This is a genomic window from Gilliamella sp. W8123 (assembly GCF_016101085.1).
GTDB lineage: Bacteria > Pseudomonadota > Gammaproteobacteria > Enterobacterales > Orbaceae > Gilliamella > Gilliamella apis.
The window spans coordinates 131,691-146,480 of the sequence record NZ_JACFRE010000001.1 but is presented as its reverse complement, the minus strand read 5'-3'; the positions used below and the strand labels follow the sequence as shown (position 1 = coordinate 146,480).

At 32.3% G+C, this 14,790-nt stretch carries 16 protein-coding genes and 1 pseudogene; 13 read left to right on the top strand and 4 right to left on the bottom strand.

Features of this window, described 5'->3' with window-relative positions; translation table 11 throughout:
* Nucleotides 1-279 precede the first annotated feature (279 nt).
* From H3T56_RS00670 to celB, 6 genes are all read left to right on the top strand, one after another.
* On the top strand, nucleotides 280-1,716 hold the full coding sequence (locus H3T56_RS00670) for a 6-phospho-beta-glucosidase (RefSeq protein WP_198191771.1): 1,437 nt from the start codon (nucleotides 280-282) through the stop codon (nucleotides 1,714-1,716).
* 25 nt (nucleotides 1,717-1,741) lie between these two features.
* Entirely contained in the window at nucleotides 1,742-2,059 is a 318-nt protein-coding gene (locus H3T56_RS00665; RefSeq protein WP_065651951.1) for a PTS cellobiose transporter subunit IIB, read from the top strand.
* A gap of 149 nt (nucleotides 2,060-2,208) precedes the next feature.
* Nucleotides 2,209-4,218, top strand: coding sequence for a transcription antiterminator (locus H3T56_RS00660; RefSeq protein ID WP_198191770.1), 2,010 nt, complete (start codon nucleotides 2,209-2,211; stop codon nucleotides 4,216-4,218).
* A 2-nt stretch (nucleotides 4,219-4,220) separates the two neighbouring features.
* A complete protein-coding gene (locus tag H3T56_RS00655) occupies nucleotides 4,221-4,562 on the top strand; it encodes a PTS cellobiose transporter subunit IIA (RefSeq protein WP_065613416.1) in 342 nt (113 codons plus the stop codon).
* 11 nt (nucleotides 4,563-4,573) lie between these two features.
* Complete coding sequence (locus H3T56_RS00650; RefSeq protein WP_065613415.1) at nucleotides 4,574-5,071, top strand: hypothetical protein; 498 nt, start codon at nucleotides 4,574-4,576, stop codon at nucleotides 5,069-5,071.
* A gap of 14 nt (nucleotides 5,072-5,085) precedes the next feature.
* Nucleotides 5,086-6,438, top strand: a complete 1,353-nt coding sequence (gene celB, locus H3T56_RS00645; RefSeq protein WP_086319950.1) for a PTS cellobiose transporter subunit IIC — start codon at nucleotides 5,086-5,088, stop codon at nucleotides 6,436-6,438.
* Between the two features lie 85 nt (nucleotides 6,439-6,523).
* Here the strand turns inward: celB and rplI are convergent, their stop codons facing one another.
* The 4 genes from rplI to rpsF are packed head-to-tail and all read right to left on the bottom strand — an operon-like array spanning nucleotide 6,524 to nucleotide 7,906.
* Nucleotides 6,524-6,973, bottom strand: coding sequence for a 50S ribosomal protein L9 (rplI, locus tag H3T56_RS00640; protein WP_065579335.1), 450 nt, complete (start codon nucleotides 6,971-6,973; stop codon nucleotides 6,524-6,526).
* Nucleotides 6,974-6,995: 22 nt separating this feature from the next.
* The gene (rpsR, locus tag H3T56_RS00635; RefSeq protein WP_025314965.1) at nucleotides 6,996-7,223 is read right to left on the bottom strand and encodes a 30S ribosomal protein S18; all 228 of its coding nucleotides are present in this window, start codon (nucleotides 7,221-7,223) and stop codon (nucleotides 6,996-6,998) included.
* 4 nt (nucleotides 7,224-7,227) lie between these two features.
* Complete coding sequence (gene priB / locus H3T56_RS00630) at nucleotides 7,228-7,539, bottom strand: primosomal replication protein N (protein ID WP_065579334.1); 312 nt, start codon at nucleotides 7,537-7,539, stop codon at nucleotides 7,228-7,230.
* Complete coding sequence (gene rpsF / locus H3T56_RS00625) at nucleotides 7,523-7,906, bottom strand: 30S ribosomal protein S6 (protein WP_065579333.1); 384 nt, start codon at nucleotides 7,904-7,906, stop codon at nucleotides 7,523-7,525. Before rpsF ends, priB begins: the two co-directional genes overlap by 17 nt.
* Before the next feature lie 369 nt (nucleotides 7,907-8,275).
* Between rpsF and H3T56_RS00620 the strand changes: the two genes are divergently transcribed.
* The 7 genes and pseudogenes from H3T56_RS00620 to H3T56_RS00590 all read left to right on the top strand — a co-directional run bounded on the left by H3T56_RS00620 (nucleotide 8,276) and on the right by H3T56_RS00590 (nucleotide 14,766).
* On the top strand, nucleotides 8,276-8,623 hold the full coding sequence (locus H3T56_RS00620) for an HIT domain-containing protein (protein WP_065579332.1): 348 nt from the start codon (nucleotides 8,276-8,278) through the stop codon (nucleotides 8,621-8,623).
* Between the two features lie 5 nt (nucleotides 8,624-8,628).
* The gene (locus H3T56_RS00615) at nucleotides 8,629-9,252 is read left to right on the top strand and encodes a penicillin-binding protein activator LpoB (protein ID WP_086357390.1); all 624 of its coding nucleotides are present in this window, start codon (nucleotides 8,629-8,631) and stop codon (nucleotides 9,250-9,252) included.
* On the top strand, nucleotides 9,252-10,298 hold the full coding sequence (nagZ, locus tag H3T56_RS00610) for a beta-N-acetylhexosaminidase (RefSeq protein WP_065579330.1): 1,047 nt from the start codon (nucleotides 9,252-9,254) through the stop codon (nucleotides 10,296-10,298). Before H3T56_RS00615 ends, nagZ begins: the two co-directional genes overlap by 1 nt.
* A 352-nt stretch (nucleotides 10,299-10,650) precedes the next feature.
* Nucleotides 10,651-11,520 (top strand): annotated as a pseudogene (locus tag H3T56_RS00605) (sigma 54-interacting transcriptional regulator); the annotation flags it as partial.
* Between the two features lie 176 nt (nucleotides 11,521-11,696).
* Complete coding sequence (locus tag H3T56_RS00600) at nucleotides 11,697-12,920, top strand: acetyl-CoA carboxylase biotin carboxylase subunit family protein (RefSeq protein ID WP_086360882.1); 1,224 nt, start codon at nucleotides 11,697-11,699, stop codon at nucleotides 12,918-12,920.
* Nucleotides 12,921-13,586: an amidohydrolase family protein gene (locus tag H3T56_RS00595; protein ID WP_086360881.1), complete on the top strand. Its 666-nt coding sequence runs from the start codon at nucleotides 12,921-12,923 to the stop codon at nucleotides 13,584-13,586.
* Nucleotides 13,573-14,766: a pyridoxal phosphate-dependent aminotransferase gene (locus tag H3T56_RS00590; protein ID WP_198191768.1), complete on the top strand. Its 1,194-nt coding sequence runs from the start codon at nucleotides 13,573-13,575 to the stop codon at nucleotides 14,764-14,766. The genes H3T56_RS00595 and H3T56_RS00590 overlap by 14 nt, the downstream gene beginning before the upstream one ends.
* Nucleotides 14,767-14,790: the final 24 nt, after the last annotated feature.

The following is a 14,790-nucleotide window of genomic DNA, read 5'->3' as shown; positions in this document are numbered from 1 at the left end:
AGCAACGCGATTATTTGCACAAAAAATGGTTAACACCTGAGTATTATTGTTTAACTGACAGCTATTTAGTTATAAATTAGCTGGCAAATTTTTATTCTCTTAAGTTTAAATTTACAACTCCCTGTTTTATTCCTAATTCTCTTCGTTATCCAAATCTAAGATAAATTTTCCTTATTCTATTTACAATTTTCCTTATCAATACGGAAAAAGTTGGTTAGTAATTATTTATTTTTCCTCTTATACTAAATTTGAATCATCAATAAACATAGGTAATTGATTATGAATAATAAAGGTTTACCAAAAGATTTTCTATGGGGCGGTGCTGTTGCTGCTCACCAATTGGAAGGTGCTTGGCAAGTTGGCGGCAAAGGTATGAGTGTTGCTGATGTGATGACAATCGGATCACCGAAAAGCTATCGCAAAATCACTGAAGGTATTATTCCTGGTGAGTATTATCCTAATCACGAAGCTATCGATTTTTATCATCATTATAAAGATGATATTAAGTTATTTGCTGAAATGGGGTTTAAGTGTTTTCGAACTTCAATTGCTTGGACGCGAATTTTTCCAAAAGGTGATGAGCTTGAACCAAATGAAGAAGGTTTAAAGTTTTACGATGATTTGTTTGATGAATGTTTAAAATATAACATTGAACCTGTAGTCACTCTTTCACATTTCGAATTACCTTATTATTTAGTAACCGAATATGGTGGTTTTCGTAATCGTAAATTAATCGATTTCTTTGTTCGCTTTGCCGAAGTCTGTTTTGATCGTTATAAAAATAAAGTCAAATATTGGATGACCTTTAATGAGATTAATAACCAAGCTAATTTTGACGAAGATTTTGCTCCTTTTACTAATTCTGGTATCTATTATAAAAAAGGTGATAATCGTGAGGAGATCATGTATCAAGCCGCTCATTATGAATTAGTTGCCAGTGCAAAAGCAGTTCAAATTGGTCATGCGATTAACCCTGATTTTCAAATTGGCTGTATGATTGCTTTAGTGCCAATTTATCCTGAAACTTGCAAACCAAGCGACATCCTAATGGCACAAAAAGTTATGGAACGTAAATACTTCTTTACTGATGTTCATGTGCATGGCAAATACCCAAATTACATTAAAAAATATTGGCAACGTAAAAACATCAAGCTAGATATTACTTCGCAAGATTTAGAAGAGTTAACGAAAGGAACCGTAGACTATATTGGCTTTAGTTATTACATGTCCAATGTTGTTAGGCACAATCAAGGCAATGATCATTATGATTATAATGAAAAAACTGATTTAGTCGGCAATCAGTATGTCAAAAAATCTGATTGGGGGTGGCAAATTGACCCAGAGGGCTTACGTTATACCTTAAATTGGCTAACTGACACCTATCAATTACCGCTATTCATTGTAGAAAATGGTTTTGGTGCTTATGACAAAGTTGAGTCTGATGGTAGCGTTCATGATAATTATCGAATTGAATATCTACGAGAACATATCAAACAGATGAAATTAGCGGTTGAAGAAGATGGCGTTAATTTAATGGGATATACCCCTTGGGGCTGTATTGATTTAGTTTCTGCGGGTACCGGTGAAATGGAAAAACGTTACGGTTTTATCTATGTTGATAAAGATAATAAAGGCAATGGTACTTTAAAACGTAGTCGTAAAGATTCTTTTGCTTGGTATAAAAAAGTCATTGAGTCAAATGGTGAAATTTTATAACGATTTAAATTCATTAGGAGAAATTATGAAAAAAGCGTTAATTATTTGTGCAGCAGGTATGTCATCATCACTTATGGCTAAAAAAGTTACTGAATTTTTTGCTAGCCAAAATAAAGCCATTGAACTTGATGCGGTATCAGCAACTGAAGGTAGTAATAAGATTAAAAATAGTGATTTTTCACTGTTCTTAATTAGCCCTCAAACCATGATGATGTTTGATAAATTAAAAACGTTGGGCGATGAAGTAGGAAAACCAGTGGTGAGTATTCCTTTTCAAGCATATATCCCAATACCGTCTGGTATTGAACAATTAGCTAAATTAGTCGAGGATAATATTAACTAATATTCAAGAAAATCTTTGTTCTACCGATCTTAATATGATGCGAATCTTTTATGAAGGCTCGCATCATAAAATGGCTTAAGTTTAATATTGCCATTTTAGTAACTTAACCCTTTGGATAAATTTCATTAATAGTTAAGGTGTAGTAGATAATGATAAAACAAAAACAACGAGAACTAATTAGTTTACTTGTTCGTTCTAAAAATGAATATAAAAGTAGTCAAGAACTAGCTACGCAATTATCGTTATCTGATCGTACCGTACGTACCTACCTTAAAGATTTAAAAACTATAATTGAAAGTAATGGCGGCAATATAATAAGCAAACAAGGTTACGGTTTTCAATTACAAATTGAAGATCGAAATGCATTTAATTTATTTTTAATTGAACACCATTTATTAGATAAAAATGTTGAACAATTTCAATGTCGAGAAGCGAGTGAACGAAAACATTATATTTTGAATTTATTGTTATTAGAGAGTCAAAAAATTGATGTTGAAGCATTATCAGAACAACTATTTATCAGCTCATCTCAATTAAATAAAGATATTGCCGAAATTAAATCTCAATTACTTCCTTATGAACTAACAATTAAAAAAAATCATTCTCTAGTTTTTGTTGATGGTGAAGAAAAAGCTAAACGTCATTTTATAATGAGCTATTTTTTTCATGAGGATTCAATTAATTTTCTACACCATTTGTCCTATTTTAATCAAGCTTGTGAAACCATTAGTTTTGATTCATTAACTATTATTATTTTAGATGAATGTCGTGAGGCAAATATTAAATTATCTGACGTGATGATACAAAATATTGTCTTGCATTTATCATTAAGTATTAAGCGTTTACAATCGGGACTTTCGATTCAGAATCTTGATTTGCCTGTTTCAACAAATTCATCACTTGAATATCAAGTTGCCGAGCGAATCATCGCTCGCATTGAATCGATTATTGGTTTTCATTTTCCTAAAGAAGAACAGATGTACCTTACTCTACATTTGATGAGTAAATCTAATTTAATTCAAGATGATCTGGATGATGATTTAGGTTTGTCATTAACAAATTTGCTATTAAAGATCCAACAAGAAACAGGCTATCCTTTTTTGCATGATGAACAATTAAAAAATGGATTAATCCAACACTTAAAACCAATGTTAGTACGTTTACAACAGAATATTAAATTAGATAATCCATTAATAGATGAAATCAAACACCAATATTGTGAAGTCTTTGGGTTAGTTAAGCGTTATTTCAATCAATTACCCAATTTACAACAATATGAAGTGAATGATGATGAATGGGGATATTTAGCACTGCACTTTTTAGCATCACTTGAAAAACTAAAAAATGAACAGAAAGCCAAAGTGTTAATTATTTGTGCAACGGGTCTTGGTAGTGCTCAATTACTTAAAAATCGAGTAGAAAGTGAATTTGATGAAAGAGTGAAAATTGTGGCAACACGAGGTTATTATGAAATTGATCCAGAAATGTTAAATGACATCGATTTTATTATTTCTTCGGTCGATTTATCGTCAAAAATATTTAAAGTACCGGTATTTCATGTTTCAGTATTTTTTTGTGAAGAAGATGTTCAAGCTATTCGCCGTTATCTTTCCCATAGACAAAAACCTAATTCATTGCCAAAAAATTCATTTGTGACAACATTTGATGATAAACAGCAAAATCATTCGCATTATATTAACCAAATCTTTGATGATATTGCCGCAGATTATTTTTATTTGTGCTCAAACAAACCATCTAAACAAGCTGTTTTGGATCATTTGCTTGATCTCTTGTCTATTAATGAGGCAAAAAGCTTTAAACGTGAAATGCAAAAGCAAATGGAAAAACGGATGGTTATTGGTGAAATACTTTTTAGTCCAACTATCGTGGTTCCTCATCCAGCCATTCCAGTAGGTAAAATAGCTAAAATAGCGATTGCCATTATTCCAGAAGGGCTTTGTTGGGATGAAAACTACCCAGATGTAAAATTCGTTTTTATGATTTCACCGTCAATTTATCAAAATTCTCATTTAGCAATGATGACTAAAGCAATTGTCAATTTAATCGATGATTCGGTCATGCAACAAGCCATGTTAAAAGTTGCAAATTTTAACCAGTTTAAATCACTTTTTATCCAACTTATTGAAAAAGGAGCGTAATAATGAATGACCAAATGAGCTCAGAGGATATTCAAATTACCGCATTTAATATTATTTTACATAGTGGTAATGCCAAAACCAAAATTCATGCTGCTTTCAAAGCAATGAGAAACGCAGAATTTGATACAGCAAATCAGCTCTTAGAAGAAGCCAATGAGGAAATATTAGAAGCACATAAATCGCAAACCGATCTTCTACAATCTTATGCTAATGGTTGTAAAATTGAGATGGAAATTATCATGGTGCATGCTCAAGATCATCTAATGACAACAATGACGTTACGCGAAGTTGCCATTGAGATGTGTTATCTCTATCAAAAAACCTATCAGTTATCAAATCAATAAAGAGGTTAGCGATGAATACTCCACTAGAAAGCCAACTTAAAATGCATAAAAAAGTCAGTTTGACTAATCTTTATTTTAATCGCTTTTTAGCGGTTCGTTATGCGACAGCCTTCTTTCTATTTATTAACCTTTATTGGGCTGTCTTTCTGTTGGGGAGCTTATCAATTGCTATAGTACTACCACTGTTGCTTATCGTGATGGCTACATTAACCAGTTTTGAACAAATTAAGCTTTATCGTAATCATAAAAATCATTTACGTTATGCCAGTTTATTGTACCGAACATTATTAATATCCATTATCGTGTTAATGGTTTTGATTTATACCCCATTGTTTCACTTTTTCTTTCCATTTCTAAAAAATTCACCGGAGGCGGTAAATATTATATTAGGCATTTTGGCAGCAAGTTTAGTTTTTACTATTTTTATACTGATAAAACTAAAAAAAATTGAGCGTAATGAGGATAAACATTTTAAAAGAATCCAAGCTTATCAAGAAATCATCAATTGAATGAGGAAAACAAAATGAATACCGGATTTGTGTTGTTACAAAAGTATCTAATGACTCCGATGGCTAAAATATCGCAGTTTAAGATTGTTCGAGCAGTAATGGCAGCTGGAATGGCGTCAGTGCCTTTTTGTATAGTTGGATCGATGTTTTTGGTGTTTAATACGTTGCCGATGACATTTACTGGCTTAGAAACAGTATTTGAAAATACTGTTTTCAAAGTAAGTGATCTTTATATGATAGCAAATACGGCAACAATGGGGATATTAGCACTCTATTTTAATATTGTTGTCGGTTATGAATTAACTAAAATTGAGGAAGAAGAAACTGGTTTAAAAGTAAATGCACTTAATGGTGCTATGTTATCGGTATTTGCTTTTGTTATGACTTTACCAGAATTGGTAATGCAAAGCGGTGCAATGGTTTTACTTAATGACCAAAGTGAATTAGTTTTTAACGGATTACGTTTAAAACCGTTTGTTTATCGCTTAGGTACATCTGGTATCTTTATTGCCATTGTTATGGCGATTATCGCAACACAGTTGTATTTCCTTTGTGTACGTCGTAATTGGGTGGTCAAAATGCCGGAAACCGTTCCATTAGGCGTATCCCGATCATTCACTGCATTAATTCCAACTTTTGTTATTGCATTCACAATTCTTATTCTAAACGGAATTTTGGTGTATTTTGGTACGGATATATTTGATATTATCGGTGTTCCATTTACCTTTGTAACCAATTTAACTAAAAGTTGGCTTGGTATAATGGTGATTCTATTTTTAATCCATGCGCTTTGGGTTGTTGGTATTCACGGTGCTAGTATAATTGGGGCATTTATTACGCCTATAATGCTTAGTAATATGAATGAAAACGTTGGCGGCGCACATATTCCATTTGCTGGTGAATTCAATAATTCATTAGTAATTTTAGGTGGTTCAGGTTCAACGTTACTTATGACTTTCTTTATTGCTTTTTGTGCTAAATCGAGTCAATTAAAAATTTTGGGTCGAGCTTCAGCTGTCCCGGCAATTTTTAATATCAATGAGCCAATTATTTTCGGTATGCCGATAGTGTATAACCCATATCTTGCCTTACCGTTTTTATTAGCACCAATGGCATGTGGTACTTTAGGTTATTTTGCGATTAGTAGTGGGTTTATGAATCCAATTATTGCATTAATACCATGGCCATCACCAATGGGATTAGGGGCGTTTATTGGTACTGGTGGGGACTATCGGGCTATGTTTGTTGCAATACTTTCAGCAATTTTAGCGTTAGTAATTTACCTACCTTTTGTCAAAATGTACGACAACAAGCTTTATAAAGAAGAACAAGTTAAATCTGAAAGCAAAAGTCAAACAGAGGAATAAATTGCAGGTTGGTGTCGAATCTATTCTTGTTTTGATAAAAAACCCGTTATAAAAACGGGTTTTTTTACTGTTATTTATTTGATGATTATTCAGGAATAATATCAACAATAACTTTTGCAAAAGCTTCGCTGTGTACTTGGAATAACACTTCGTGTTCACCAGTAGTACGCAATACACCATTTGGTAAACGAACTTCGCTTTTTGATACTTGAATACCACGAGCTTTAACTGCATCAGCGATATCACGAGTACCAATTGAACCAAATAAACGACCTTCATCACCTGCTTTAGAAGTAATAGTTACTTTACCTAAAGCATTGATTTCAGCAACGCGTTGTTCAGCTGCTTTTAATGTTTCAGCTAATTTTGCTTCTAATTCAGCACGACGAGCTTCGAAGAATTCAATATTCTTTTTAGTTGCTGGTACTGCTTTACCTTGTGGAATCAAAAAGTTACGAGCGTAACCCGCTTTAACATTAACTTGATCACCTAAGCTGCCTAAATTAGCAACTTTATCGAGTAGAATAATTTGCATTATATGTTCCCTCTGTTGCTAATTACTGATGATTGTCAGTATATGGTAATAATGCCAAGTAACGAGCGCGTTTGATAGCGCGAGCTAGTTGACGTTGATATTTTGCGCTAGTACCAGTAATACGGCTTGGTACGATTTTACCACTTTCTGTGATATAGCTTTTTAATAAAGAAACATCTTTATAATCAATTTCTTTAACGCCTTCTGCTGTAAAACGGCAGAATTTGCGACGACGGAAGTAACGTGCCATTTGGCTATTCTCCTAATAGTTCAATTTGGTCAGCATGTAAAACTATTTGACTGGTTTTATCCCGTTTAGTATGTGTACTAATAAAGCCACTTACCAAAACTTTGCTGCCTTTTTTAATACTGTAACTTAACTCTTGTTGTCCACTGACAATAACGGGCATTATGCACCATGCTTGTCTTGGGAGTCCTGCTTCAATTTGTTCAGAAACATGTTCTAAATAAAACTGACAGTGTGATATCCCACTTGGACTCATTTTTTTAATCGGGGTTTTGGTAACCAATCCCGATAAAACTAAACGATTATTCTTCCGAATCATCGTCCATGTTTGCATCGCTAAAATCTTCTTCAGAACTACGACGTTCATCTTTAGCTTTTAGCATTGGTGATGTTTCAGTTACAGAATGTTTAGTACGCATAATTAAACTGCGAATTACTGCATCATTAAAACGGAAGTTATCTTCAAGCTCATTTACTGCTTCTTGAGTAGCTTCAACATTCATTAACACATAATGTGCTTTATGCAATTTTTCGATAGGATATGCTAATTGACGACGACCCCAATCTTCTAAACGATGGATTTTGCCACCATCAGTGGTTAACGTACCAGTATAACGTTCGATCATACCAGGTACTTGTTCACTTTGATCTGGGTGAACCATAAATACAATTTCGTAATGACGCATTATCGCTCCCTACGGATTAATCAGCTTTCTGTCGGGGCAACCGCAACCCATTGAAAGCAAGGAACATGAAAATTAAGCGGTTGAAATCGACGGCGCATTATATATCAAAATAATTACTTTAACAAATGAATAAATATTAAAAGTGTTATTCGTTTTTTATAATAAAAATAATCTGTTAATCATAACTAAAAATTTTAACTAAAAATCGATTATAAATAGAATAAAAAAACTTTTCGGCAAAGTTTTTACTTGAATAAGTGAATTAGGTGTAAAAATGTAACGATATCTATACATCTTTGTTATTAAAATATGTTATTCTTTATAAAATAAAAGTTTAATGTTAATAGCTATTTTTAAAGGAGTGCTTATATGGCTGAAGAAACCATTTTTAGTAAAATAATTCGCCGTGAAATTCCTGCTGATATTGTTTTTCAAGATGATCAGGTCACTGCCTTTCGGGATATTTCTCCTCAAGCCCCTACGCATATTTTAATTATTCCCAATAAATTGATCCCAACCGTAAATCATATTGCAGAGTCTGATGAAGCTCTGCTTGGTCATATGATGGTTGTTGCGGCTAAAATTGCCAAGCAAGAAGGGATTGATGAAAGTGGTTATCGTTTAATAATGAATTGTAATAAAGATGCAGGACAAGAAGTTTTTCATATTCATATGCATTTATTAGGTGGTAAAAATTTAGGGCGATTAATAGGTTAGCTTATATGAAACAGTTTAAACGTATCATTGGAATGGGCATGCTTGCTTTTAGTTTAGCTGGATGTCAACTTCTTGGTTATAATCAAAAAACTGAAGTTAATCCGCCAGTAGAAATCCCCGATAACACTGGAGTGGTAGATACTCCACCACAGATAGTTAAAACAACTGATTGGAGTGATATATTATCTCCAGTTGTAAATAAAATATTGCAATCTTCATCAGCAATTGAAGGTAATAAAGTGTTGTTAATTAGTGATATCCAAAATCGTAGTGGTGATTATTTAGCAACAAATCAGATTGATACAACGTTACATAATATACTGAATAAGCAAAGCATTTTCTCTGTGGCTGATAGACAATCGATCAGTCAAGCTAAACAAGCGTTAGGTATTTCTGTTGATGATAAACTTGTTTCTCGCAGTAAAATGATCGGTTTGGCTAAGTCAATAAATGCAAGCTATGTGCTTTTTACCACACTTTATAAGTTACCAACCGAAAATGAAGATGCCAACCTTTCTATGGAATTACTTTCAACCCAAACGGGTGAAATTTTACAACGTGTGACAACAAAGGATATCCAATCCAAAAATTCTGCTAATCCTGATCCTTCTCAAGGAGCTGCTGAATAATGGGGCCTTTATTGATTGATGTGCCGAGTACATCATTAACTAATGATGATATGGCGCTTTTAAAAAATCCAATGGTAGCAGGGATTATTTTATTTAGTCGCAATTATCAGTCGCCTGAGCAATTGACTGACTTGATAAAGCAAATTCGTTCGGCGACATCAGAACGTTTATTAATTTCGGTTGATCATGAAGGTGGTCGAGTTCAACGTTTCAAACAAGGTTTTACTCTTATTCCTCCTGCGCAATCTTTTGCTTTGCTTAATGATTTAGAAAAAGCGAAATCATTAGCATTTGACGCTGGTTGGTTACTAGCGATGGAATTGATTGCCTACGACATTGATTTAAGTTATGCGCCTGTACTTGATTTAGGTCATGATTGTTTAGCCATTGGTAGTCGGTCATTTCATCAAGATAGTTATATTGCTTATCAAATTGCATCGTCAATGATTGATGGTATGCATTCCGCAGGCATGAAAACAACTGGTAAACATTTTCCTGGTCATGGTCATGTTATTGCTGATTCTCATAAAGAAACACCAATTGATTATCGTTCGAAAGAACTCATTGAAAATGATATGCAGATTTTTGCTAAATTAATCGCTGAAAAGAAACTTGATGCCATTATGCCTGCTCATGTTATTTATCCTGAATTTAATGATAAACCTGCCAGCGGGTCAGAGTTTTGGCTAAAAACAGTGTTACGTGAAAAGTTACATTTTGATGGTGTTATATTTTCTGATGATTTATCGATGGAAGGTGCTTCTGTTTTGGGTGATCACGCTGAACGAGCTAAAGCAGCGCTTAATGCTGGTTGTGATTTATTATTGGCTTGTAATAATCGAAATGGCACATTAGCTATTTTAGATGCATTAATTCGTTTAAATGAAAAACAGCCATTATTAACTGATAAAGCAAAACTACTATTAACTAATACCAAAGTAAATTATGCCGATTTGATAAAGAGTCATGATTGGCAGAATCGTCATCAAAATTTAATGAAGTTGAATGAAAAGTGGGAGCATTATAATGCAAGCAGCCATCATTAAAATCGACAATAATACACAATTAGTTGCTTATAATGATGCAGCAAAAGCATTATTTTCTAGTAATTTATTAAGCTTAGATCAGCCATTTGATTATCGAAATGCATTTAATTTAGATACAACATTCGATTTATCTGAACATGATGATACGATTATTGTATTGAACTCGCAGTATTTTTTATTGCAAAAAATTAATGAATCATCCCTTATTACCTTTGTTTTGCAACCAGTTGAATATCTAAAAAAACGGTTAGCAAAAATTAATGTTGTTGGACATCATGCTTTTGATATTTTTGCTGTTAAAAGCCAACCAATGCAAAAATTAATTGCTCAAGCTAAAGCTTTTTCAATGCAAAGGGAGCCACTATTGATTACCGGTGAAACTGGCACCGGTAAAGATTTATTGGCTAGTGCATGTCATCAATATAGCCCTAGAGGGGATCAAACCTTTTTAGGTCTTAATTGTGCTGCTATGCCTGATGATGTTGTTGAAAGTGAGCTTTATGGTCATGCCGCAGGGGCTTATCCAGGAGCACTAGAAAGCAAAAAAGGTTTTTTTGAGCAGGCTAATGGTGGTTCTGTATTACTTGATGGCATTGATGAAATGTCATTCCAAATGCAAACCAAATTATTGCGTTTTATTAATGATGGCTTTTTTAGACGAGTCGGCGATGATAACGAAGTTTATGTTGATGTTAGAATCATCTGTGCAACTAAAGTTGATTTAGCTGAATTGGTGGAACAAGGAAAGTTTAGGAAAGATCTTTATTATCGCTTGAATGTGTTGTCCTTAAATTTACCTTCACTACAAGAGCGTCAGGAAGATATTGCACCGCTTACACAAATTTTTATTGATGAATTTGCTAATAAGCAGGGCATTACACCGCCAACAGTTAATCAAGATGTTATTCCTTATTTAGCTCAATATTCATGGCCAGGAAATGTAAGACAGCTTAAAAATGTACTTTATTCAGCATTGGCTCAGTTAACATCTTCACAATTGACAGTAAAAGACATTGTTTTACCAGCAATAACTTCAACTCAGATCTCATTGATTAGCGATATTGACAATAAAACGCTAGATGAAATGACTAAAAACTATGAAAAAGAAGTCCTAAAAAGTCTCTATGTCAAATATCCAAGCTCAAGAAAACTTGCCAAAAGATTAGGGGTATCACATACTGCAATTGCGAATAAGCTTAGGGATTATAGCATAGGGAGGTAAATATTGTGAGCATATTAATAATGGTATGTTTGTTAAGCAATGTTTAATATTAGTTAATAAAAACAAATATGATTTAACTTTCTTTACGCAAAGCATAATGATATATTTACAATATTAACATTTACTATAAGCATTGAGAATATTTCAAGTTTAATTAAATATAACAGGAATTTATTATGATAAACCGGAACATTTTTTTATTGTTAGGTGGAAATAAGTTAAATTATGGTATTTACCAAAAATTTAAAAATAAAAATATGTTGGTTTATGTTGTTGATTGGAATGAAAAACCAGATATTGTTGGCGATAAACATTATCGTTTAGATGTTAAAGATGGTAAAAGTATAGAAAGAGCGCTTGAAAAAGACGGAGTAATTAATGATGTAATTTTTGCTTACTCGTCTATAGACCTAGCAGTGGAAGCGGTTGCATATTTAAATAAATTATTTGGATACAAAACGTTAAATGATCATGGTGTTGCAAATGCTTCATCGAAATCAATGATGACTAAAAAATGGAATGAAGCAGGTCTATTAAATCGATTTTCCAGAGCTTATTCAAGTTATGATTCATCTATTTTGGTACAAAATAAACATGTTTCACTAATATTTAAGCCAGATAATTCTAGTTCTTCAAGAGGAATTACAATATGTCCTAGAGCTGATGATGAGATAAACTTGCATAATGCTTTTATAAAAGCTTCGACTGAAAGTTCGAATGGATTGGTTATAGTTGAAGAATTTGTAATAGGAACCGAATTTACCGTTGAAATGTTAGGAGATAGTAATTCAAATGTTAGTGTTTACGGAATTTCTAAAAAATCACATACTCCATATAATAAGAACAACAAAATTGCAGTTAAATTGCATTATAATTCAATTAGTGATTCTTTACAGAATAAAATTGCTAACTATGCTATACAGTGTTACCAAGCTTTAAATTTCTCATCGTCATTAGGACATTTAGAGATATTATTAAAAGAAGATGGGACATTATCACCGATTGAAATAGGTGCCAGATCAAGTGGTTTCATAGCCTCAGATCTTGTTGATATTGTTTCGGGACGCGATTATTTAATGGATTTATTAGATGTATATAAAGGTGGACTTGTCTTTCATGGACTTCTTCCTCAAACTAATTTTTCATCGATGTATTATTTTTATGATTTTCCAAATAATTTCACAATTAAGAAACAATGTTCACTATTAGACTTTTGCGATAAAAATATTGTGAGCCTTTATTCAGATCATTCCTCTCTAAAATCAGGTGCTTGTTTTAATATTATTGATAATGATAATGCTAGAGTGGGATTTGAAATTTTGAAAGGTGATAAAAGTATATTAACTAAAGACTATATTGATCTACTTGAGAAAAATATGTTAATGGGAATGGGGGGGTAAATGTTTTTTGATAGCCATATACACACTAAAACAAAAGAAAGCGGTGGATTTATCATTGGTCTTGAAGGATCTCCTAAATTTGCAGATACAATGAATAATCAACAAGCATTAACTTATCATTCTCCTCAAAATGGTTATGTATCATACTTTTATGTTACAAAAAATATGTTGCATGAAGTGATTGAACATAAGTTTTTAAAATATCATCCTCGTAGAGAACATTATACGCCTGAGCAAGTTATTCAATCGATATATCTCAATAAACCGCATTGTGTTATGATCGATACTTTAAATGAACCTTATTGGCAACCTTATGATTATTGGCAAATAGCACGTATTTTCCCCGATATTATTTTTATATTTCCTCATTCTGGGGGATATTTAATTAATGACTTTATAAAAATATGTCATTTTCAGAAAAACATATGGATTGATTTCTCTTTAACACATACTGTTTTAGGCGGTTTAGGAAAAGGACTTGCCTATATAAATGATGCAATTTTATATTCATGCAAAAGTGCTTTCGCAGAAAGAGTTTTATTGGGATCTGATGCTCCTTTTTTTAATCAGCAGGATGTTGTGGATTTTTATAGGCGATTTGATTTGATAGATTCATTAAATTTGAATTTTAAAAAGTTGTTGGAGAAGATTAATGAAATTAAATGATAAAGTTGTAGCCATTCCTCCTGCTGCATCAATTTTGATAAATCAAATTGTATATGATAAAAGACAGCTAGGTGAAAAAGTATATACTTATTCTTTAGGTGAGGCTTTTTTTGAAATACCACGATTTGATATAACTGATGAAGAATTTGTATCAGGCTACCATTACTCCAGTAGTTTAGGGCAATTACTTTTACGAAAAAAAATTGCTGAACTTTACCAAAAATATTATGAAGTTGGAGTTGAAGCTGATTCTGAAGTTTTGATTAGTGCTGGCTCGAAAGTTATCATCTATATGTTATTGATGACGATAATCAATCCTGGTGATGAAGTGCTTGTTTCTGAACCGTCATGGTTAAGTTATAAAGAACAAATATCATTGGCAAATGGAGTTTATGTAGGGATACCTTTCACTGAAAATATTAATCAATGGGAAAAATATATTACTGATAAAACAAGAATTATAGTTATAAATAATCCCAACAATCCATCAGGCTATTTATATTCTGAATCTGAATTAAGTTTTTTACTAAATTTAGCTAAAAAATATAATTTAATCATTTTATCTGATGAGGCTTATAGTGATTTTCTTCTAAAAGATGATAAATTTATCTCAATTTTAAATTTAGACAAACACAAAGAGCATTCCATTGTTGTTAATTCCCTCTCTAAAAATATGGGGATGTCTGGTTGGAGAGTTGGTTATGCTATTGCTAATAAAATTATTATTTCTCAATTGTTAAAACTTAACCAACATTTAATTACGTGTGCACCTACATTATTACAAGATTATTTAGCTAAAAATTTTGATTCAATTTTAGAACATACTATACCTCAAGCTCGTCAAATGGCTGAAAAAAGGAAACAAGTACAATTACTTATTAATGAGCACAAACTTAATGTACTACCTGGTATTGGAACTTTTTATTTTATGATTGATGTTTCAAAATTCCCAGGCTCTACAGATGAGTTAGTATTAGAATTATTATTTAATCATAATATAGCTACTGTTTCTGGTAGTGCATATGGAATAAGTACAAGTGATTTTATTCGATTCGGTATAGGAGTTGAAAATCTTAATGATATAAATAAAAGTTTAAGTGTTATTTCCTCATATTTGAGGTTGGATAAATATGATAATAAAGCTTTAAGGAAACAATTAACACAATCTAGTAATAAATAAATTATCTTAAATTTTTCTTTCAAA